This window comes from Pseudomonas sp. UYIF39 (assembly GCF_029963765.1).
Taxonomy (GTDB): Bacteria; Pseudomonadota; Gammaproteobacteria; order Pseudomonadales; family Pseudomonadaceae; genus Aquipseudomonas.
In genome coordinates this window covers 1-21,017 of the sequence record NZ_JALBYU010000024.1, presented here as the reverse complement: position 1 = coordinate 21,017, position 21,017 = coordinate 1, and the positions used below count along the sequence as shown (strand labels likewise).

At 61.0% G+C, this 21,017-nt stretch carries 17 protein-coding genes; 9 read left to right on the top strand and 8 right to left on the bottom strand.

Annotated elements, in window-relative coordinates:
- Positions 1-175 precede the first annotated feature (175 nt).
- The gene (locus tag MO767_RS24980) at positions 176-1,492 is read left to right on the top strand and encodes an MFS transporter (protein WP_056743381.1); all 1,317 of its coding nucleotides are present in this window, start codon (positions 176-178) and stop codon (positions 1,490-1,492) included.
- Between the two features lie 129 nt (positions 1,493-1,621).
- On the opposite strand, the gene purT is transcribed toward MO767_RS24980, so the two are convergent.
- From purT to MO767_RS24960, 4 genes are all read right to left on the bottom strand, one after another.
- Positions 1,622-2,803 (bottom strand): formate-dependent phosphoribosylglycinamide formyltransferase, encoded by a 1,182-nt coding sequence (gene purT / locus MO767_RS24975; protein WP_046048195.1) that lies wholly within the window; start codon positions 2,801-2,803, stop codon positions 1,622-1,624.
- 161 nt (positions 2,804-2,964) lie between these two features.
- Complete coding sequence (locus MO767_RS24970) at positions 2,965-3,180, bottom strand: DUF1289 domain-containing protein (RefSeq protein WP_282482702.1); 216 nt, start codon at positions 3,178-3,180, stop codon at positions 2,965-2,967.
- The gene (locus MO767_RS24965) at positions 3,177-3,701 is read right to left on the bottom strand and encodes a gamma carbonic anhydrase family protein (RefSeq protein ID WP_007954617.1); all 525 of its coding nucleotides are present in this window, start codon (positions 3,699-3,701) and stop codon (positions 3,177-3,179) included. Before MO767_RS24965 ends, MO767_RS24970 begins: the two co-directional genes overlap by 4 nt.
- Positions 3,702-3,769: 68 nt before the next feature.
- Entirely contained in the window at positions 3,770-4,369 is a 600-nt protein-coding gene (locus tag MO767_RS24960; RefSeq protein WP_282482701.1) for a CoA pyrophosphatase, read from the bottom strand.
- A 152-nt stretch (positions 4,370-4,521) separates the two neighbouring features.
- Between MO767_RS24960 and MO767_RS24955 the strand changes: the two genes are divergently transcribed.
- The 7 genes from MO767_RS24955 to nagE all read left to right on the top strand — a co-directional run bounded on the left by MO767_RS24955 (position 4,522) and on the right by nagE (position 13,210).
- Entirely contained in the window at positions 4,522-5,073 is a 552-nt protein-coding gene (locus MO767_RS24955; RefSeq protein ID WP_033056401.1) for an NUDIX hydrolase, read from the top strand.
- A gap of 64 nt (positions 5,074-5,137) precedes the next feature.
- Positions 5,138-5,641, top strand: coding sequence for a L,D-transpeptidase family protein (locus MO767_RS24950; protein WP_282482700.1), 504 nt, complete (start codon positions 5,138-5,140; stop codon positions 5,639-5,641).
- Positions 5,642-5,935: 294 nt separating this feature from the next.
- Positions 5,936-6,667 carry a GntR family transcriptional regulator gene (locus MO767_RS24945; protein WP_010463034.1) on the top strand — a complete coding sequence of 244 codons (732 nt, stop codon included), beginning with the start codon at positions 5,936-5,938 and terminating at the stop codon, positions 6,665-6,667.
- Between the two features lie 30 nt (positions 6,668-6,697).
- Positions 6,698-7,804 (top strand): N-acetylglucosamine-6-phosphate deacetylase, encoded by a 1,107-nt coding sequence (nagA, locus tag MO767_RS24940; RefSeq protein ID WP_282482699.1) that lies wholly within the window; start codon positions 6,698-6,700, stop codon positions 7,802-7,804.
- Positions 7,785-8,807, top strand: a complete 1,023-nt coding sequence (locus MO767_RS24935) for an SIS domain-containing protein (RefSeq protein WP_282482698.1) — start codon at positions 7,785-7,787, stop codon at positions 8,805-8,807. The genes nagA and MO767_RS24935 overlap by 20 nt, the downstream gene beginning before the upstream one ends.
- Positions 8,808-8,948: 141 nt before the next feature.
- Entirely contained in the window at positions 8,949-11,465 is a 2,517-nt protein-coding gene (gene ptsP / locus MO767_RS24930) for a phosphoenolpyruvate--protein phosphotransferase (protein WP_282482697.1), read from the top strand.
- Positions 11,466-11,494: 29 nt separating this feature from the next.
- The gene (nagE, locus tag MO767_RS24925) at positions 11,495-13,210 is read left to right on the top strand and encodes an N-acetylglucosamine-specific PTS transporter subunit IIBC (RefSeq protein ID WP_282482696.1); all 1,716 of its coding nucleotides are present in this window, start codon (positions 11,495-11,497) and stop codon (positions 13,208-13,210) included.
- Between the two features lie 102 nt (positions 13,211-13,312).
- Here the strand turns inward: nagE and MO767_RS24920 are convergent, their stop codons facing one another.
- Entirely contained in the window at positions 13,313-13,624 is a 312-nt protein-coding gene (locus tag MO767_RS24920; protein WP_282482695.1) for a YqfO family protein, read from the bottom strand.
- A gap of 20 nt (positions 13,625-13,644) precedes the next feature.
- Positions 13,645-17,541 (bottom strand): phosphoribosylformylglycinamidine synthase, encoded by a 3,897-nt coding sequence (purL, locus tag MO767_RS24915; RefSeq protein WP_282482694.1) that lies wholly within the window; start codon positions 17,539-17,541, stop codon positions 13,645-13,647.
- Between the two features lie 274 nt (positions 17,542-17,815).
- Between purL and mltF the strand changes: the two genes are divergently transcribed.
- Positions 17,816-19,276 (top strand): membrane-bound lytic murein transglycosylase MltF, encoded by a 1,461-nt coding sequence (gene mltF / locus MO767_RS24910; RefSeq protein ID WP_282482693.1) that lies wholly within the window; start codon positions 17,816-17,818, stop codon positions 19,274-19,276.
- Between the two features lie 99 nt (positions 19,277-19,375).
- Here mltF and pdxJ read toward each other — a convergent pair whose 3' ends face one another.
- The gene (pdxJ, locus tag MO767_RS24905) at positions 19,376-20,122 is read right to left on the bottom strand and encodes a pyridoxine 5'-phosphate synthase (RefSeq protein WP_282482692.1); all 747 of its coding nucleotides are present in this window, start codon (positions 20,120-20,122) and stop codon (positions 19,376-19,378) included.
- A gap of 102 nt (positions 20,123-20,224) precedes the next feature.
- Positions 20,225-20,908 (bottom strand): DNA repair protein RecO, encoded by a 684-nt coding sequence (recO, locus tag MO767_RS24900; protein WP_282482691.1) that lies wholly within the window; start codon positions 20,906-20,908, stop codon positions 20,225-20,227.
- Positions 20,909-21,017 lie beyond the last annotated feature (109 nt).

Below are 21,017 nucleotides of genomic sequence, written 5' to 3'. Positions count from 1 at the left end.
CATCGCCAGCCCTTGGCCTCTTGTTCGATCGTTAGCCGCCTTTCTATAATCGAACCGCTTACCCAAGCCCCGCCCTACCCAAGTGCTACCCGCACTCTGCGTTAAGCCCACATCCCTGGGTGTTCGACCATAATAATTCGCTCCACTGGGGCACATGACTGTCAGGGATAACCGCATGACGACCAGCACGACTTATAACGATACCGCGCCTGCGCAACCGACGAACTCCGCCACCCGCGTGGCCACGGCGAGCTTCATCGGCACCGCCATCGAGTTCTACGATTTCTACGTCTATGCCACTGCCGCTGCGCTGGTGATCGGTCCGGTGTTTTTTCCGCAGACTTCCGGCACGGCCCAGATGCTGTCCGCGTTCCTCACCTTCGGCATCGCCTTCCTGGCTCGACCGCTAGGCTCGGCGCTTTTCGGCCACTTCGGTGACCGCATCGGGCGCAAATCGACACTGGTTGCCTCTCTGTTGCTGATGGGCGTGTGCACCACGCTGATCGGCGTGCTACCAGGCTACGACAGCATCGGGGCCTGGGCGCCGATCCTGCTCTGCGTGCTGCGCTTCGGCCAAGGCCTGGGACTCGGCGGCGAATGGGGCGGCGCGGCGCTGCTGGCGACGGAGAATGCGCCGAAGGGCAAACGCGCCTGGTTCGGCATGTTCCCGCAGCTTGGCCCCTCGATCGGCTTCCTCGCGGCCAACGGCCTGTTTCTTACGCTGGCCATGACCCTGAACGACGAGCAGTTCCGCTCGTGGGGCTGGCGGATTCCGTTCCTGCTCAGTGCCGCGCTGGTGATGGTCGGTCTGTACGTGCGCCTCAAGCTTCACGAAACCCCGGTGTTTGCCAACGCAATGGCACGCCAGGAGCGGGTGAAGATCCCGCTGGTCGAACTGCTCAGCCAATACTGGGCGCCGATGTTGCTGGGTGCCGGGGCGATGGTGGTGTGCTACGCGCTGTTCTATATCTCGACAGTGTTTTCGCTGAGTTATGGCGTGTCGACGCTCGGCTACACCCGCGAGACCTTCCTCGCGCTGCTGTGCTTCGCCGTGCTGTTCATGGCCGCCGCTACGCCGCTGTCGGCCTGGGCCAGTGATCGATACGGGCGCAAACCGGTGCTGATCATCGGCGGTGTGCTGGCGATTCTGTCCGGCTTCCTGATGGAACCGCTGCTGACCCAAGGTTCGACCTGGGGCGTGGCGCTGTTCCTGTGCATCGAGCTGTTTCTGATGGGCGTGACGTTTGCGCCGATGGGCGCGCTGCTGCCGGAGCTGTTTCCAACCCACGTGCGTTATACCGGTGCGTCGGCGGCCTACAACCTGGGCGGCATTGTCGGGGCCTCGGCGGCACCGTTCTTCGCACAGAAGCTGGTGGCGATGGGCGGTTTGAGTTATGTCGGCGGGTATGTGTCGGGGGCGGCGGTGCTGAGCTTGATTGCTGTGCTGTGCCTGAAGGAAACGCGCAATAACGATCTGAATCGGGTTGCCTGACAGATCGCCATCGCGAGCAAGCTCGCTCCCACAGGGTTCTTGGTTGGCCACAGATTGTGTGTACACCCCAATTCCCATGTGGGAGCGAGCTTGCTCCGGGCGGCGATCCGACGATAGCCGCGACTCGGTTTACAACTCTACAACAACAGCCTGAGAAGCACGGGTCGCTTTAGCACGAGCCGCGTCAATTGACTCATCACGCGCCAACGCCACACCCATCCGACGCTGACCATTGACCTCAGGCTTGCCGAACAGACGCAACGCCGTATCCGGCTCGCTCAACGCAGCACCGAGATTGGCGAAAGCCGTCTGAGTGGACTGCCCTTCCACCAGAATCACCGCCGAAGCCGATGGACCGAACTGACGGATCAATGGAATCGGCAGGCCCAGAATCGCCCGTGCGTGCAGCGCGAACTGCGACAGGTCCTGGGAAATCAACGTCACCAGACCGGTGTCATGTGGACGCGGCGAGACTTCGCTGAACCAGACTTGATCGCCTTTGATGAACAGCTCGACACCAAACAGACCACGGCCACCCAAGGCTTCAGTGACGGCTTTGGCAACGCGCTCGGATTCGGCCAGGGCAATCGGGCTCATGGCTTGTGGCTGCCAGGATTCCTGATAGTCGCCCTTCTCCTGACGGTGGCCGACTGGCGCGCAGAACGTAGTGCCGCCAACGTGACGCACGGTCAACAGGGTGATTTCGTAGTCGAAGTCGATAAAGCCTTCGATGATCACGCGGCCTTTACCGGCACGGCCGCCTTCTTGAGCGTAATCCCAGGCTTTCTGCACGTCATCGACGCTACGCAGAAGGCTCTGGCCTTTACCCGAGGAACTCATGACTGGCTTGACCACGCACGGAAAGCCCAGGTCCTGAACGGCCTTGCTGTAATCCTCGAAGGTGTCGGCGAAGTGGTACGGCGAGGTGGGCAGGTCCAGCTCTTCAGCGGCCAGGCGACGGATGCCTTCGCGGTTCATGGTCAGCTGCGCGGCGCGAGCGGTCGGGATCACGGTGAAGCCTTCGGCCTCCAGTTCCACGAGGGTCGCGGTGGCAATGGCTTCGATTTCCGGCACGATGAAATGCGGCTTTTCGGCTTCGATCACCGCTCGCAGGGCGGCGCCGTCGAGCATGTTGATCACATGGCTGCGATGGGCGACCTGCATGGCAGGCGCATTGGCGTAGCGATCCACGGCAATCACTTCAACGCCCAGGCGTTGCAGCTCGATCACCACTTCCTTGCCCAACTCGCCACAGCCACACAGCAATACGCGGGTCGCGGTTGGCGACAATGGAGTTCCGATACGGGTCATCTCAGGTCCTCAAGAAGCGGATCATCGAGGGTCGCAGCGCCTGGCGCGCTTCCCATGGGAAGAAAGCGCGGCATTTTACATGAACCTGCGGGTTTGGCTTCAGCTGACGACGGCCTGTTTGCGCAAGCGCCAGGCAGTGCGCAGCACTTTCAAGGCACAACTCAAATGCCTGGCTTCTGCTCGATCATCCAGAGAATGCCACTCGATTTGGCCCGCTCATGGCACAACCCCAACACTTTGCGGCGCTCTTCGTTGTCCATCCGGCTCCAGCGCGTGATCTCTTCCACTGTGCGCTGACACCCGGTGCAAATATCGTCCTCGTCCAGCGCGCAGATACTCACGCAAGGCGATCGAACCGGGCGCTCGGGCGTACTCATTCTTCCTGCTCTACCAGATCGCGGGCATAACGTTGCGAGTTATGCACATAGTGAGCAGCGCTGGCCTCCAGCATTTTTTTCTGCGGCTCGGTCAGCTCGCGCACCACTTTGCCGGGGGAGCCCATGACCAGCGAACCGTCTGGAATCTCCTTGCCCTCACCAATCAGTGAGTTGGCGCCGATGATGCAGTTCTTGCCAATTTTCGCGCCGTTGAGGATCACCGCGTTAATGCCGATCAAGCTGTAATCGCCCACCGTGCAGCCATGAAGCATGGCGTTATGGCCGATGGTCACGCCGGTGCCGATCGTCAGCGGGTACCCCATGTCGGTGTGCATCACCGTGCCGTCCTGGACGTTGCTGTTCTTGCCGATCAGGATCAGTTCGTTGTCGCCACGCAGCACAGCGTTGAACCAGACGTTGGCGCCCTCTTCCAGTTTGACCTTACCCACCAGCACGGCATTGGGTGCGACCCAGCTCTGCGGATGGGTTTCGACGCGGGCGTCGCCCAGGCGATATTTCATCTTATTGTCCTCAAGGCCAGGCTGGCTCACGTGCAAAAAGCGGGGTTCACGCCATACAGGCGATGGCTTCAGGTATTGATAAACGTCTTGGGTGGCTGGTGCAGGCTGATTTTGGCGTCATAGAGCAGGTTGATCAACTCGACGATCATAATCGCCGTCAGGCCCCAGATTTTGTACTCGCCATAGCGATAGCTCGGCACGTACCAACTGCGGCCCTGGTAATCGATTCGATGGGTGTGTTCGCGCGGATCCTTGCGGAAGAACTCCAGCGGTACGCTGAAGACTGCGGCAATCTCGGCATCGTTGGCCCGGTACTCGACAAAGTCGGGAATCACACCGACATAGGGTGTGACCTTGATGCCGTGCAGGGAAATCAGCGGGCTGAGCGGGCCGATCACTTCGACCAGCCCCGGCGGCAGGCCGATTTCTTCTTCGGCTTCGCGCAGGGCGGTAAAAACAAGGTCAGGGTCTTCAGGGTCGCGTCGCCCGCCGGGAAAGGCGACTTCGCCGCCATGGGTCGAGAGCCCGCTGGCGCGCAGGGTCAGAACCAGTTCCGGTTCGTCACTGCGAGTGATGGGCACGAGTACCGCGGCTTCAGGGAAACGTTTGTCGGTTTCCAGTGTGCGTGGGGTGTGGTTGCTTACTCGATGCAGTAGCTCGTCCAGCATGAGACTTCTCGATCTCGATTTATTCGCTACCTCGCATCATGCACCAATCGAACCGACCGCCCAAGCCCATAACCACCGCATGTCGCTAAACGACAACTTGCCGACAGACACCGCCGCACGCCAAGATAGGCGCAGCATTCAGGAACCCAAGCATGAAATTTTGCAGTCAGTGCGGCAACCCGGTGACCCAGCGCATTCCCGAGGGCGATTCGCGCCTGCGTTTTGTCTGTGACAGCTGTCAGGCGATCCACTATCAGAACCCCAATATCGTCGCCGGTTGCGTGGCGACCTGGGGCTCCAAGGTCTTGCTGTGCCGCCGCGCCATCGAGCCTCGGCTCGGTTATTGGACCCTGCCTGCCGGCTTCATGGAAAACGGTGAAACCATCGAACAGGCGGCCATTCGCGAGACGGCCGAAGAAGCCTGCGCGCGGGTGCGCAACCTGAGCATCTATACGTTGATCGACGTGCCGCACATCAGCCAGGTGCATGTGTTCTTTCGCGCAGAGCTGGTGGACCTGGACTTTTGCGCTGGTCCCGAGAGCCTGGAAGTAGCGCTTTTCGAAGAAGCTGACATCCCTTGGTCCGAGCTGGCTTTCCGCACGGTGGGCCGTACCTTAGAATGCTTCTTCGCTGACCGGCGGACCGAGGTCTACCCCGTGCGGTCCGAGTCGATCCCGCCGCTTGCTCAGCCTGCCATCACATAAAGCTCCTTGTACTAAAATCACCTATAACTAAATAGTCGCGACACCTCTTAGGGATATCGTTTCAATGCGCTGGTTGCTTGCCGTGTTTTGCTTGTCGTTCGTTGCTGTCTCCCAGGCTTCCGTCGCTGAAACCCTGGACGGCAAAGTCATCGAAAAAGTTCTCGTGCTCAAGTCCGCCCACCAAATGCAATTGATCAATGACGGCAAGCCGATCAAGACCTATCGCATCTCATTGGGAAAAAGACCCATCGGCCCGAAACTCATGGAAGGCGACAAACGCACGCCTGAAGGTTTTTACTGGCTGGACTGGCGCAAGGTCAGTGACCGTTTCAATTTGGCGATGCACATCTCCTACCCGAACATCAGTGACTCCGCGCGCTCCCGACGTGAAGGCGTCGAACCCGGTGGCATGATCATGATCCACGGCACCCCGGACACTGAAGAAAACCCCGAAGACCTGTTCCACACGCTGGACTGGACCGACGGCTGCATTGCCATGCGCAACATGGACATGCGCGAGGTTTGGGGTTTGGTGCCGGACGGCACGATGATCGAAATCCGTCCGTAAAGGCTACCTTCGGTCGCCCTCGAAAAAATAAATTAAAAAGATCGCAGCCTTCGGCAGCGCCTACCGGGTAGATACCAATTTCACCCGTAGGAGCTGCCGCAGGCTGCGATCTTTGCCTTCAAAATCCCCATCTCTAATACCACTTAAAACCTACAGCCCCTCAGCCTACCCAATTGGGCAGGCATTCTCGCGCCCATAGCAAAGCACTGGCATTGACATGGTATTTAAGTGGTATTAGGTTTCATCCCACCACCGGGCGACAACAATCCTATATCCGCATCGGACCGAACCTAAATGAATGACCTCCAGGCCCTACGCCCTGACGACACCCAGCCCACGCCGCTGTACCTGCAACTGGCGCGCAATCTGGAAGCGGCGATCCATGCCGGCCAGTGGAAAGCCGAACAGGCGATGCCGTCGGAACGCAATCTCAGCGAGCTGCTGGGCATCTCCCGGGTCACCGCCCGCAAAGCGCTGGAAGTTTTGTTCGAGCAAGGCCTGATCCGCCGCAACCAAGGTTCCGGCACCTTCATCACCCCACGCCTGGAACAACCGCTGTCGCGCCTCTCGGGCTTCAGCGAGATGCTGCGCCTGAAGGGCTTCGTCCCCGGCTCGCAATGGCTGGAGCGTGAAATCACTCCGCCAACCCACGAAGAACTGATCCGCCTGGGCCTCTCGCCGAACGACAAGGTCGCGCGGCTCAAGCGTCTGCGTAAAGCCGACGACACGGTGATGGCGATCGAGATGAGCACCCTGCCCGCCTCGATCATTCCCAAGCCACAAGCGGTGGGCGACTCCCTGTACGAATACCTCGACGGCATCGGCAAGCCGATCGTCCGCGCCCTGCAGCACATTCAGGCGATCAACGCCTCGGACGAATTCGCCGCCCTGGTGGGCATCGCCCCCGGCACCGCCATGCTGCTGATGACCCGGGTCGGTTACCTGGAAGACAACACGCCGATCGAAGTCACCGACACCTATTGCCGCAACGACTACTACGACTTTGTTGCAGAGCTTCGTCGATAACCGCTTCGCCGCTAAAACCGAGAACCAATCATGTCCGAAGACAACATCCTCACCGCCCGCGGCTGGGTTCGCGGCCGGCTGATCCACGAACACGGCAAGGTCGTGTCGATCGACGGCCAACCGTGCGATCCGGCCGACAACGACCTGCCTTACCTGCTGCCGGGTTTCATCGACCTGCACGTTCATGGCGGCGGCGGCAAGGACATCATGGAAGGTGCGCCAGCCTTCGAGACCATCACCAAAACCCACGTGCGTTTCGGCACGACCTCGCTGCTGGCCACCACCATGACCGCGCCGCCTGCAGAAATTTCCAGCGTACTCAAAGCCGTCGGCGAATATTGTTTACAGCGCCCCAAAGGCAGCGCCCGAGTCCTTGGCGTGCACCTCGAAGGCCCGTACATCAACCCTGGCAAACTCGGCGCCCAACCGAATTTCGCCCACACCGCGTTGATGGCCGAAGTCGAAGAATATCTGGCACTGGCGCCGATCCGGGTGATCACCATCGCCCCGGAAATCGCCGGCCACGACGCCTTGATCCGTGACCTCAGCGCTCGCGGCGTGCGCATGCAAATCGGCCACACGCTCGGCAGTTACGAGGAAGGCGTGGCCGCGCTTGAAGCCGGTGCCAGCAGTTTCACCCACCTCTACAACGCCATGAGCCCGCTGCATCATCGCGAGCCGGGCATCGTCGGCGCGGCGCTGGCTCACGCCAAATACGCCGAACTGATTCCGGACTTACTGCACGTTCACCCCGGCGCCATCCGCGTGGCCTTGCGCTCGATCCCATGCCTGTATTGCGTCACCGACTCCACCGCCGCGGCCGGCATGCCCGACGGTGAATACAAGCTCGGCAGCCACACCGTGACCAAATGCCTGGGCGGTGTGCGCTTGCCCGACGGCACGCTGGCCGGCAGCACGCTGACCATGGATCAGGCCCTGCGCAATCTGGTGAGGATCGGTTTGCCGATCGCCGAGGCCTCGCAACGTCTTTCGCAATTCCCCGCCGACTACCTCGGCCTCAACGAACGCGGGCGCCTGCAACCCGGCAGCTGGGCCGACTGCGTGCGGCTCGATCGCTCACTCACACTGACCGCCGTCATGGTCGAAGGAGAAGACATTGACTTCAAAAATGCTTGAAGAGGCGCTGTCCTCGTTCGAGGCCGTGCAAGCCCAACTGCAACAACTCGACCCGCAGATGATCGAGATCGCCGGGCGCCTGCGCCGTCAGCCGCCGCAAGTGGCAATGACCGTCGCTCGCGGTAGCTCCGATCATGCCGCCAGTTACTTCGCCTACCTGACCATGCAGCAATTGGGCTTCCCGGTGGCGTCGTTGCCGATGTCGGTGGTGACCATGCTGCAAGCGCCGTTGAAGGTCAGCGGCCAAGTGGCGTTCGCCTTTTCGCAGTCCGGGCAAAGTCCCGATCTGGTCAACAGCATGCGTCTGCTGCGTAAGCGCGGCGCCCTGAGCATCTCGATGGTCAACGCCGAGAGTTCGCCACTGGAGGCCGCGTGTGAGTTCAGCTTGCCGCTGTGCGCCGGCACCGAAAGCAGCGTCGCGGCGACCAAGAGTTTTATCGCCACCCTCAGCGCCAGCGCCCGTCTGATCGCCCACTGGAAAGAGGACGGGGAATTGCTGGAGGCTGGCCTCGCACTGCCGGAAGGTTTGCGCCAGGCGGCGAAACAGGACTGGAGCCTGGCCATCGACGCCCTGCGTGATTGCCAGCGCCTGATGGTGATCGGCCGTGGCGCCGGTTTCGCCATCGCCCAGGAAGCCGCGTTGAAATTCAAGGAAACCTCGGCGATCCAGGCCGAAGCCTTCAGCAGCGCCGAGGTCCGTCACGGCCCAATGGCGTTGATCGACGAAAATTATCCACTGCTGATCTTCGCCCCTCGCGGCGCCGAGCAGGCCGGTTTGCTGAGCCTCGCCGCCGACATGCGCCAGCGCGGTGCCCGCGTTTTGCTGGCCGCACCGGATGACATTGCCGAACGCGACCTCACCCTGAGCCGCGCCGAACACCCGGCCCTCGACCCGATTCTGGCGATCCAGAGTTTCTACGTCATGGCCGCCGGTTTGGCCGTCGCCCGAGGCATGGACCCGGACCAGCCGCGGCACTTGAGCAAAGTGACCCGCACGCACTGAGTGGAGAACCCTGTAGCAGCTGTCGAGTGAAACGAGGCTGCGATCTTTTCAACGCAGAATCAAAAGATCGCAGCCTCGTTTCACTCGACAGCTGCTACAGGGCGAGTTGATCCGAACCGTTTTTACTGATGAGACCGAGCCATGCACAACAATAATAAAGAGCTGACCCTCAGCGCCCCGCTCAGCGGCCCGGTGCTCACGCTCGCCAAAGTCCCGGACCCGGTGTTCGCCAGCGGCGCCATGGGCGACGGGATCGCCATCGATCCGCTGAACGACACCCTCCATGCCCCGTGCGCTGGCATCGTGGTACACGTCGCGCGCACCGGCCACGCCGTCACCTTGCGTGCCGACAACGGCGCCGAATTGCTGCTGCACCTGGGCCTCGACACCGTCGAGTTGCAGGGCGAAGGCTTCTCGATGCTGGTCAAGGAAGGCGCCCGGGTCAGCAACGGCCAGCCGCTGTTGCGCTACGACCTGGACAAGGTCGCGCAACAGTGCAAAAGCCTGGTCAGCCTGATGATCCTGACCAACAGCCAGGACTTTCAGGCGCGACCGATCACGCTGAAGTCGGTCAAAGTTGGCGAGCCATTGCTGCACATCATTCGTCGGCACGCGTCGGGTAGGCAGGCTGAAGCGGAGCTTTCCGGGGAAGAGATTTACGGCCACATTCGTATCGCCCATCGTGGCGGTTTGCATGCTCGTCCGGCAGCGCTGATTCGTCAGACGGCGCAAGGTTTCAAGAGCAAATCGCAGCTGCACTTCGCTGGCAAATCGGCGACCTGCGACAGCTTGATCGGGTTGATGGGCTTGGCCATCAGCGAGCAGGACGAGGTTCAGGTCAGCTGTCAGGGGCCGGACGCCGAAGCCGCGTTGCAAGCGTTGCTGATCGCGTTATCCACAGCGCTGGCCGAAGACAGCCACGCCGCCGCGCCAACACCGATTGCCCGACGCACTCGAGCTGCCGAAGCGGGCGTGCTGCACGGCGTCTGCGCTGCTCCCGGTTTGGTTGCCGGGCCGTTGTTCCGCTTGACCGCAATCAGCCTGCCGGTGGACGCCGGCAACCATGATCCCGAACAACAGCTGCACGTTCTCGACACCGCGCTGACCGTTGTGCGCAGTGAAATCGACCACACGCTGGCCCAAGCCAGGAAACGTAAAAACACCGACGAAGAAGCGATCTTCGCCGCACATCTCGCCCTGCTCGAAGACCCGGCGCTGGTGAACGCAGCAAACACCTCCATCGATCAGGGCATGGCCGCAACCCACGCCTGGAGCCAATCAATCGACGTGCAGTGCGAGGTGCTCCAGCATCTCGGCAGCCCGCTGTTGGCCGAGCGTGCCAACGATCTGCGCGACCTCAAACAACGCGTGCTGCGCGCCCTGCTCGGCGAAACCTGGCACTACGACGTGCCGGCCGGCGCCATCGTCGCCGCCCATGAACTGACGCCGTCCGATCTGCTGCAACTCAGTCAGCAAGGTGTCGCCGGGTTGTGCGTGGCCGAAGGCGGCGCGACTTCCCACGTGGCGATTCTCGCGCGTGGCAAAGGCTTGCCGTGCATGGTTGCACTGGGTTCTACGCTGCTGGATCAGCAGCAAGGCCAAGCGGTTGTGCTGGATGCCGATGGCGGTCGCCTCGAACTGATGCCAAATGCCGAACGTTTGGCTGAAGTGCAACAGGCACAACTCGATCATCAACAGCGCCGCGCCGAGCAACAGGCTCAGGCACACACCCCGGCGCTGACGCTCGACGGTTTGCACATTGAAGTCGCCGCCAATGTGGCTTCCAGCGCCGAAGCGGCTGATGCCCTGGCCAATGGCGCCGACGGCGTCGGCTTGCTGCGTACCGAGTTTCTGTTTGTGGATCGCAACACTGCACCGGACGAACAAGAACAGCGTCTTGCCTATCAAGCCGTACTCGATGCCATGGGCGACAAGTCGGTGATCATCCGCACCATCGACGTTGGCGGCGACAAACAACTCGACTACCTGCCGCTGCCCGCTGAAGCCAATCCCGTGCTTGGTCTGCGCGGTATTCGCCTGGCTCAGGTCCGTCCGGAAATCCTCGATCAGCAATTGCGCGCGCTGCTCCACGTCAATCCGCTTTCGCGCTGCCGGATCCTGTTGCCGATGGTGACCGAAGTCGATGAGCTGCTGCACATCCGTCAGCGTCTCGACGCGTTGTGCACTGAACTTGGTGTAAGTGAGCGCCCGGAGCTGGGCGTGATGATCGAAGTCCCCGCCGCCGCACTGCTGGCCGAGCAGCTTGCAGAGCATGCGGACTTCCTGTCCATCGGCACCAACGACTTGTCGCAATACACCTTGGCCATGGACCGCGACCACGCTGGCCTCGCTTCGCGGGTCGACGCCATGCACCCGGCATTGCTGCGATTGATCGCCCAGACTTGCGCGGGTGCTGCGGCGCATAACCGTTGGGTCGGTGTCTGCGGCGCGCTCGCCTCCGATCCGCTGGCCACGCCGGTACTGATTGGCCTGGGCGTCAGCGAGTTGTCGGTCAGCCCGGTGCAGATCGGTGAAATCAAGGACCGCGTCCGCCACCTGGACGCGAGCGAATGCCGACGCCTCAGCCAGGACCTGCTCAAGTTGAGCAGCGCCGCTGCTGTGCGTCACGCCTGTCACCAGCAATGGCCTCTGAGCTAAAAAACAACAAGAAACCAGGGAGATCCGCCATGTACCAATACTTCATCGAAGGCCTGCAACGCCTCGGCCGCGCGCTGATGCTGCCGATCGCGATCCTTCCCATTGCCGGCCTGTTGCTGCGCCTTGGCGACACCGACCTGCTGAACATCGCGATCATCCACGACGCCGGCCAAGTCATCTTCGCCAACCTGGCGATGATCTTCGCCATCGGCATCGCGGTCGGTTTCGCCAAGGACAACAACGGCACCGCAGGCCTCGCCGGAGTCATTGGCTACCTGGTGATGATCTCCACCCTCAAGGTGCTCGACGCGAGCATCAACATGGGCATGCTCGCCGGGATCGTCAGCGGCTTGATGGCCGGCGCGCTGTACAACCGTTTCAAGGACATCAAGCTCCCGGAGTACCTGGCATTCTTTGGCGGCCGGCGCTTCGTGCCGATCGTCACCGGGTTCGCCGCCGTCGGCCTGGGCGTCATCTTTGGCTTGATCTGGCCACCCATCCAACACGGCATCAACAGCTTCGGCACGTTGATGATGGAAAGCGGCAGCTTCGGCGCGTTCGTCTTTGGCGTTTTCAACCGCCTGCTGATCGTCACCGGACTGCACCACATCCTCAACAACATGGCGTGGTTCGTCTTCGGCAACTTCACCGACCCTACCACGGGCGCCATCGTCACCGGCGACCTGTCGCGCTACTTCGCCGGTGACCCGAAAGGTGGCCAGTTCATGACCGGCATGTTCCCGATGATGATCTTCGGTCTCCCCGCTGCTTGTCTGGCGATGTACCGCAACGCCCTGCCGGAACGCCGCAAGGTCATGGGCGGGATCCTTCTGTCGATGGCGCTGACGTCATTTTTGACGGGTGTAACTGAGCCGATCGAATTCGCCTTCATGTTCCTCGCGCCGCTGCTTTATCTAGTGCATGCGTTGCTGACTGGGCTGTCGATGGCGATCACCAACCTGTTGAATATCCATCTCGGCTTTACGTTTTCCGGTGGTTTGATCGACATGATTCTCGGCTGGGGTAAATCCACCAACGGCTGGCTGGTCATCCCGGTGGGACTGGCGTATGCGGTGATCTACTACGTGGTGTTTGATTTCTGCATTCGCCGCTTCAACCTCAAGACGCCGGGGCGTGAAGATGTTCTGAGTGTCGACAAAGTAGTCATCGCCGAGAATGAACGGGCTGGGGCTTACATCAAAGCGCTGGGTGGTGCGCAGAATTTGATCACCGTGGGTGCATGCACCACTCGGTTGCGGCTGGACATGGTGGATCGCAACAAGGTAAACGATGCGGAGTTGAAAGCGCTGGGTGCGATGGCGGTGGTGCGTCCGGGCAAGGGTGGGAGTTTGCAGGTAGTGGTCGGGCCGATGGCCGACAGCATTGCCGATGAGATTCGCTTGGCGATGCCTGCGTTGGGGCGCGCGATCATTTCCTCCCCCGCTGCGGTGATTGATGCGCCGCAACCTGCGGCGGTGGCGAATTCAGAAGCACAGCAATGGTTGAATGCGTTGGGCGGTAGCGAGAACGTATTGCAGATGGATTGCATCGCCATGACCCGGATTCGATTGCAACTGGCGGATGGCAAGGCGTTGTCGGAGTGTGATTTGAAGGCGCTGGGATGCCAGGGTGTGAGTCAGTTGGAAGGTGGGGTTTGGCATCTGTTGGTTGGCGACAAGGCGTCGAGTTTGAATGATGCGCTGGATGCGTTGGTGAATCGCAGTGAGGTGAGTGCCAAGGTTTAAACCACGCCCTCTGTAGGGGTGTATGCATTCATTGATTGTTCAGGCAACAAAAAACCCGCTGAACACAAATTCAGCGGGTTTCTCATTTCAGCGGCAGACAGATCAGAAATCCTCCAACCGCCACACTTCATAAGCCGGCGTCTCGTAGGGATGGCTCTGCTTCAGAGCCAACACCACAGAACGAATCAACTCATTCGCCACGACAAGCTCAACCTTCCATTCCTCAACCTGCTCGACCTGCCCCGCTTCACCAATAAACGGCTGACTGCCATCCAACGGGCGAAACTGGCCGAGGCCGAGCACTTGCCAGGCGCAATGGTCGTAGTCGCCGATCCGTCCGCCGCCGGCGGCGAATACGGCACTTTTGACCTGTTCCACATGACTGGCCGGAACAAAAAAGCTGAGCTTGTACATCGCGCTTAGTTAACCCGCTTTTAGTTTACCCAGACGCGAGCATTACGGAACATACGCATCCAAGGTGCGTCTTCGTTCCAGTCTTCCGAACGCCACGAGTTCTGCACCGCGCGGAACACACGCTCCGGGTGAGGCATCATAATCGTCACGCGACCGTCGCGACTGGTCAAACCGGTGATCCCGCGCGGCGAGCCGTTCGGGTTGGCCGGGTAGCTTTCGGTGACCTTGCCGTGGTTGTCGACAAAACGCATCGCCACGCAACCCGACAGATCAGCTTCCAGCAACGCTTCTTCGCTGGCGAACTCGGCATGACCTTCACCGTGAGCAATAGCGATCGGCATACGCGAACCGGCCATGCCTTGCAGGAAGATCGAGTTCGACTCCTGGACCTGAACCATCGCCACGCGCGCTTCGAACTGCTCGGAACGGTTACGCACAAAGTGCGGCCAGAACTCGCTGCCCGGGATCAGCTCGTGCAGGTTGGACATCATCTGGCAACCGTTGCACACGCCGAGGGTGAAGCTGTCGTTGCGTTCGAAGAAGCCCTGGAACGCATCGCGAGCACGGCTGTTGAACAGCGCGGACTTGGCCCAGCCTTCGCCGGCGCCGAGAACGTCGCCGTAGGAGAAACCGCCGCAAGCAACCAGACCTTTGAACTCGTTCAGGTCGACACGGCCGGCCAGAATGTCGCTCATGTGCACGTCGATCGCGTTGAAACCGGCGCGGTCGAACGCGGCCGCCATTTCCACCTGACCGTTGACGCCCTGCTCACGCAGCACAGCAACCTGTGGGCGGATGCCTTTCTTGATGTAAGGCGCGGCGACGTCCTGGTTGACGTCGTAGCTCAGCTTGACGCTCAGGCCCGGGTTGTCTTCTTGCAGCAGCACGTCGAACTCTTGTTCGGCGCAGTCGGCGTTATCACGCAGACGCTGGATCTGGTAGCTGGTTTCAGCCCACTGACGTTGCAGCAGGCGACGCTGACCTTCGAACACGGTTTCGCCGTTGAAGGTGATGTTGATCTGGCCGTTGTTCATCGGCTGACCGATCACCGACACGCACTCGCCCAGACCGGCAGCGCTGAACTGCGCGAGGATGTCCGGGGTAGCGTCCTGGCGAACCTGGATCACGGCGCCCAGTTCTTCGTTGAACAGGATCGCGGCGATGTCGGCGGAGGTTTCTGCCAGACCGTCGAGGTTCAGGCTCAGACCGCAATGACCGGCGAAGGCCATTTCCACGGTGCTGGTCAGCAGACCACCGTCGGAACGGTCGTGGTAAGCCAGCAGGTGACCGTCGGCGTTGAGGCCCTGGATCACGGCGAAGAAGGCTTTGAGGTCTTCGGCGTCGTCGACGTCCGGCGCTTGCGAGCCGAGCTTGCCGTGAACCTGGGCCAGGATCGAGGCGCCCATGCGGTTCTGGCCGCGACCCAGATCGATCAGGATCAGGTCGGTGGTGCCCTTGTCCATGCGCAGTTCCGGCGTCAGGGTCTGACGGATGTCAGCCACAGGCGCGAAACCGGTCACGATCAGGGACATCGGCGATGTGACGGTCTTGTCGACGCCTTCGTCGTTCCAGCGGGTGGCCATGGACATGGAGTCCTTGCCCACCGGAATGGTAATGCCCAGCTCAGGGCACAGTTCCATGCCGACCGCTTTCACGGTGTCGTACAGACGCGCGTCTTCACCCGGGTGACCGGCAGCGGACATCCAGTTGGCCGACAGTTTGATGTCGGAGATTTTGTTGATGCGCGAAGCCGCGATGTTGGTCAGGGTTTCGCCGATGGCCATACGGCCCGACGCTGGAGCGTCCAGCAGTGCCAGCGGAGTACGCTCGCCCATGGCCATGGCTTCACCGGTGTAAACGTCGAAGCTGGTGGCGGTGACGGCAACGTCGGCTACCGGAACCTGCCACGGGCCGACCATCTGATCACGGGCCACGAGGCCGGTGATGGTGCGGTCGCCGATGGTGATCAGGAAGCTTTTGCTCGCCACGGCCGGGTGATGCAGAACGCGCTCGACGCAGTCTGCAATCTCGAGGGTCGACGGATCGAAATCGTCGCCCAGTTCGTTTTCACGAACGGCCGAACGGTGCATGCGCGGGGCTTTGCCCAGCAGCACTTCCAGTGGCATGTCCACCGGGCTATTGCCGAAGTGGCTGTCGGTGACCGTCAGTTGCGGCTCGGCAGTGGCTTCGCCGACGACGGCAAACGGGCAACGCTCGCGTTCGCAGATTGCCTGGAAGCGTTCGAAGTCAGCCGGACCGACCGCCAAAACGTAGCGTTCCTGGGATTCGTTACTCCAGATTTCGTGCGGGGCCATGCCCGGCTCGTCGTTTGGAATGTTGCGCAGTTCAAAGCGACCGCCACGGTTGCCATCGTTGACCAGTTCCGGGAAGGCGTTGGACAGACCGCCCGCGCCGACGTCATGGATGAAGCTGATCGGGTTGTGTTCACCCAACTGCCAGCAACGGTCGATGACTTCCTGGCAGCGACGTTCCATCTCAGGGTTTTCGCGCTGTACGGAAGCGAAGTCCAGGTCTGCCGAGCTGGTGCCGGTGGCCATGGAGGAAGCCGCGCCGCCGCCCAAGCCGATCAGCATCGCCGGGCCGCCGAGTACGATCAGCTTGGAGCCAACGGTGATCTCGCCTTTCTGTACGTGTTCGGCACGGATGTTACCCATACCGCCGGCCAGCATGATCGGCTTGTGGTAACCGCGAACTTCGTCGCCACGCGGGGTGGTGATCGACTGTTCGAAGGTACGGAAATAACCGGTCAGGGCCGGACGACCGAATTCGTTGTTGAACGCGGCGCCACCCAGTGGGCCTTCGATCATGATGTCCAGCGCGGTAACGATGCGCTCAGGCTTGCCGTACGGCACTTCCCACGGCTGTTCGAAGCCCGGGATTTGCAGGTTGGACACGGTGAAACCAGTCAGGCCAGCCTTTGGCTTGGCACCGCGACCGGTTGCGCCTTCGTCGCGAATCTCGCCACCGGAACCGGTGGATGCGCCCGGGAACGGGGCAATCGCGGTCGGGTGGTTGTGAGTTTCGACTTTCATCAGGATGTGCACCGGTTCCTGCACCGCGCCGTACTGACGGGTTTCAGGGTCCGGGAAGAAACGGCCGGCGACGTTACCGACGATCACCGAAGCGTTGTCCTTATAAGCCGACAGAACGCCTTCGCTGTGCATCACGTAGGTGTTCTTGATCATGCCGAACAGGCTTTTTTCCTGGCTCTGACCGTCGATGTCCCAACTGGCGTTGAAGATCTTGTGACGGCAGTGCTCGGAGTTCGCCTGGGCGAACATCATCAGTTCGATGTCGTGCGGGTTGCGCTTCAAGCCGACGAAGGCGTTGACCAGGTAATCGATCTCGTCTTCGGCCAGGGCCAGGCCCAGCTCGGTGTTGGCTTTTTCCAGCGCGGCGCGGCCGCCACCCAGCACGTCGATCGCGGTCAGCGGTTTCGGCTCGGCATGGCTGAACAGGCCGGCGGCTTGTTCAAGGTTGCCTAGGACGATTTGGGTCATGCGGTCGTGCAAGGCGTTTGCGATCAGCTGGGCCTCGGCCTCGCTGAACTGGCCGGCGACGTAGAACGCAATGCCGCGTTCCAGGCGCTGGATTTTACTCAGGCCGCAGTTGCGAGCGATGTCGCTGGCTTTACTGGACCACGGCGAGATGGTGCCGAACCGCGGCAACACCAGGAACAGACGACCGGTCGGCTCTTGTACCGGAACACTTGGGCCGTACTTCAGAAGGCGCGCGAGCACCTGCTGTTCGTCGCCGGTCAGGACGCCGGTAACTTCGGCGAAGTGAGCGAATTCAGCATACAAGCCACTGACAGCCGGAACTTTCTGGCTCAGTTGCTCAAGGAGTTTGCTGTGGCGAAAGGCAGAAAGGGCAGGAGCGCCGCGCAGGATCAACATCTTCGGGACAGCCTCGGGAAGGGGTGTGCTTTGAGGCCGTGCATTCTAGCCTAAACAGGCCGCGACATCACCCGAAACGGTACGGGCGGCTGCACCCGGGCGTCGGGCCGGGAGTTCGGACAGCAAACAGGTGTGCGCCGAGCGTTATTTTTTCTGTGACAAAATGCTGCCAGGGCCCATTCCTGCGGGCTCCGGAGCGGTTTTTTGTTGCCTAGCAGACAAGCCCTTCGCTGTCGAGATATGGCGCTCGTGGTCCTTTGCGTATACTGCGCAGATGTTTTCCCCAACGGCTTTGCGTCCGCGGTACGCCAAATGGCTGATCGCAACCGGACTCTTCCTGATGCTCAGTGGCTGTGTTGATAAACCCAACACGCTGGAGCGCGTAAAGGAGGATGGCGTGCTGCGGGTGGTTACCCGTAACAGTCCCGCCACCTACTTTCAGGATCGCAACGGTGAAACCGGCTTCGAATACGAGCTGGTGAAACGCTTCGCCGACGATCTGGGGGTGGAACTCAAAATCGAAACCGCCGACAACCTCGACGACCTGTTTGATCAGGTGGGCAAACCCAACGGCGCGGTGCTGGCTGCTGCCGGCCTGGTCAGCAGCGAAGCCCGTAAAAAGCAGGTGCGGTTTTCCCACTCCTATCTCGAAGTCACCCCACAGATCATCTACCGCAACGGCCAATCGCGGCCGACCGACGCGAAGGATCTGGTGGGCAAGAAGATCATAGTGCTCAAGGGCAGCACTCACGCCGAGCAATTGGCGGAGCTGAAAAAGAAATTTCCCGGCATTGAATACGAAGAGTCCGACGCCGTTGAAGTCGTCGACTTGCTGCGGATGGTCGATGAAGGTCAGATCGATCTGACCCTGGTCGATTCAAACGAAGTTGCGATGAACCAGGTCTACTTCCCCAACGTGCGGGTAGCTTTCGACCTCGGTGACGCCAGCAACCAGAGCTGGGCAGTAGCCGCTGGCGACGACAACAGCTTGCTCAACGAGATCAACGACTACCTCGACAAGGTGAAGAAAAACGGCACCCTGCAACGCCTGAAAGACCGCTATTACGGGCATGTCGATGTACTGGGTTACATGGGCGCCACCACCTTCGCCCAACACTTGCAGCAACGTCTGCCCAAATATGAACAGCACTTCAAGGCGTACGCCAAGAAAGAGAAAGTCGACTGGCGTCTGCTGGCCGCGGTCGGTTATCAGGAATCCCTGTGGCAACCGGCCGTCACGTCGAAGACTGGTGTGCGCGGCCTGATGATGCTGACCCAGAACACTGCGCAGGCCATGGGTGTGTCCAATCGACTGGACCCCAAACAAAGCATCATGGGTGGCGCCAAGTACCTGGCCTACATGAAGGAACAGCTGGATGAGTCGATCCAGGAGCCGGATCGCACATGGTTTGCACTGGCGGCCTACAACGTTGGCAGCGGCCATCTGGATGACGCGCGCAAACTGGCGGCCAAGGAAGGACTGAACCCGAACAAGTGGCTGGACGTGAAGAAGATCCTGCCGCGCCTGTCCGAGAAGAAGTGGTTCAGCAAAACCCGTTACGGCTATGCCCGTGGCGGCGAACCCGTTCACTTCGTGGCGAACATCCGCCGCTACTACGACATCCTGACGTGGGTGACGCAGCCACAGCTGGAAGGCAATCAGGTCGCCGAGGGCAACCTGCATGTGCCGGGGGTCGATAAGACCAAGCCGAATCAGGAAACCCCGCAGCTCTGACACCGCGCGGCCTGTGTACAAAAGATCGCAGCCTACGGCAGCGCCTACAAGGTGATGTGTACACCAGTAGGCGCTGACGAAGCCTGCGATTTTTTGATCTTAGCCTTTCAAAGCAGCAGCCAGAATCAGCGCCTTCATTTCCGCCACCGCCGATTTAAAGCCCACGAATAACGCATGAGCCACCAGCGCGTGGCCGATGTTCAGCTCGTTGATACCCTTGATCGCGGCGACCGCCTCAACGTTGTGATAGTGCAGACCGTGACCGGCATTGACGATCAGGCCTTGAGCCAGACCAAACGCCACGCCATCCGCAACACGCTTGAGCTCTTCAGCCACATCGGTCGGCGTCTCGGCATCGGCATAACGACCGGTATGCAGTTCAATAGCCGGCGCACCAACACGACGGGACGCTTCGATCTGCCGCTCGTCAGCATCAATGAACAGCGACACTTCACAGCCGATCTTTGCCAGGCGATCCACCGCTGCTTTAATCCGTGCTTCCTGCCCCGCCACGTCCAGACCACCCTCGGTCGTCAGTTCCTGACGGGTTTCCGGCACCAGGCAAATGTGCGCCGGACGAATGTGTTCGGCGAACGCCATCATCTCTTCGGTGACGCCCATTTCGAAGTTCATGCGGGTTTGCAGCACATCCTTGAGCAGCAACACGTCGCGCTCCTGAATGTGCCGACGGTCTTCACGCAGGTGCACGGTAATGCCGTCAGCGCCCGCCTCTTCCGCGTCCAGTGCTGCCTTGACCGGATCCGGATAGCGCGTGCCCCGGGCCTGGCGCAGGGTGGCTACGTGGTCGATGTTCACGCCAAGAAGAATGCGATTGCTGGTGGTCACGGAAGCGCTCCTGAAAATGGAAAAGTTCGGCGCACAGCATACACGGGGAGATAGGGTCTGTTGATGTTTGGCAGCGCGGCCGCTGCCAAGCATCAACAGACCCTATGGCTTGCGAAACAACTCGCGACTGACCAAGGGACGACCGCCCAGATGAACGGCCAGTGCCTGGCGCATCAAGCGCTTGGCTGCCGATAGCGCGCCAGGGGCTGACCAATCTGCATCGGCCATGGCCAACAGCTCGGTGCCATTGAACAGACCGGGTTGCAGCAGGTAGACCCGTTCGAGCCCCGCATCCACTTGCAGACGGTACAGACCGTCCGGCGCGATGGGATCGCCATGGATGTCGGTGGTCAAGGCGAAGCCGTAACCGAGATCATCGAGCAGCCGCCACTCGAAGGAACGCAACAACGGTTCCAGCGGACGACCTTCGGCCAGCGCAAGCAGGGTCGCGGCGTAGTGATCAAACACAGCGGGATGTGGGTCTTCAGCGGGCAACAGGCGGATCAACAGTTCGTTGAGGTAGAGGCCGCTGAACAGCGCTTCACCATTGAGCCAAGTGGAGACGCCTGCGCTTTCCATGCGACCGACGTTCTTCAATTCACCCCGTCCACGGAACTCGACTTCCAGCGGCACGAATGGCCGCGCCAGCGTTCCGGCCTTGCCACGAGCACTGCGCAACACCGCCCGCAGCCGACCTTGCGGCGTGAGGAAATCCACCAGCGCGCTGTTTTCGCGGTAGGCGCGACTGTGGAGCACGAAGGCGGGTTGGCCGATGGGTTGGGACATGGAGTTCTCAATGACGGAACGCAGTTTTACAAACAACCCAAACCCAATGTGGGAGGGGGGGGGGGGGGGGGGGGGGGGGGGGGGGGGGGGGGGGGGGGGGGGGGGGGGG

Excerpts from the sequence above, each read along its gene's own strand:
- MO767_RS24980 (WP_056743381.1), top strand. The coding sequence starts at position 176 with ATGACGACCAGCACGACTTATAACGATACCGCGCCTGCGCAACCGACG.
- purT (WP_046048195.1), bottom strand. The coding sequence starts at position 2,803 with ATGACCCGTATCGGAACTCCATTGTCGCCAACCGCGACCCGCGTATTG.
- MO767_RS24970 (WP_282482702.1), bottom strand. The coding sequence starts at position 3,180 with ATGAGTACGCCCGAGCGCCCGGTTCGATCGCCTTGCGTGAGTATCTGC.
- MO767_RS24965 (WP_007954617.1), bottom strand. The coding sequence starts at position 3,701 with ATGAAATATCGCCTGGGCGACGCCCGCGTCGAAACCCATCCGCAGAGC.
- MO767_RS24960 (WP_282482701.1), bottom strand. The coding sequence starts at position 4,369 with ATGCTGGACGAGCTACTGCATCGAGTAAGCAACCACACCCCACGCACA.
- MO767_RS24955 (WP_033056401.1), top strand. The coding sequence starts at position 4,522 with ATGAAATTTTGCAGTCAGTGCGGCAACCCGGTGACCCAGCGCATTCCC.
- MO767_RS24950 (WP_282482700.1), top strand. The coding sequence starts at position 5,138 with ATGCGCTGGTTGCTTGCCGTGTTTTGCTTGTCGTTCGTTGCTGTCTCC.
- MO767_RS24945 (WP_010463034.1), top strand. The coding sequence starts at position 5,936 with ATGAATGACCTCCAGGCCCTACGCCCTGACGACACCCAGCCCACGCCG.
- nagA (WP_282482699.1), top strand. The coding sequence starts at position 6,698 with ATGTCCGAAGACAACATCCTCACCGCCCGCGGCTGGGTTCGCGGCCGG.
- ptsP (WP_282482697.1), top strand. The coding sequence starts at position 8,949 with ATGCACAACAATAATAAAGAGCTGACCCTCAGCGCCCCGCTCAGCGGC.
- nagE (WP_282482696.1), top strand. The coding sequence starts at position 11,495 with ATGTACCAATACTTCATCGAAGGCCTGCAACGCCTCGGCCGCGCGCTG.
- MO767_RS24920 (WP_282482695.1), bottom strand. The coding sequence starts at position 13,624 with ATGTACAAGCTCAGCTTTTTTGTTCCGGCCAGTCATGTGGAACAGGTC.
- purL (WP_282482694.1), bottom strand. The coding sequence starts at position 17,541 with ATGTTGATCCTGCGCGGCGCTCCTGCCCTTTCTGCCTTTCGCCACAGC.
- mltF (WP_282482693.1), top strand. The coding sequence starts at position 17,816 with ATGTTTTCCCCAACGGCTTTGCGTCCGCGGTACGCCAAATGGCTGATC.
- recO (WP_282482691.1), bottom strand. The coding sequence starts at position 20,908 with ATGTCCCAACCCATCGGCCAACCCGCCTTCGTGCTCCACAGTCGCGCC.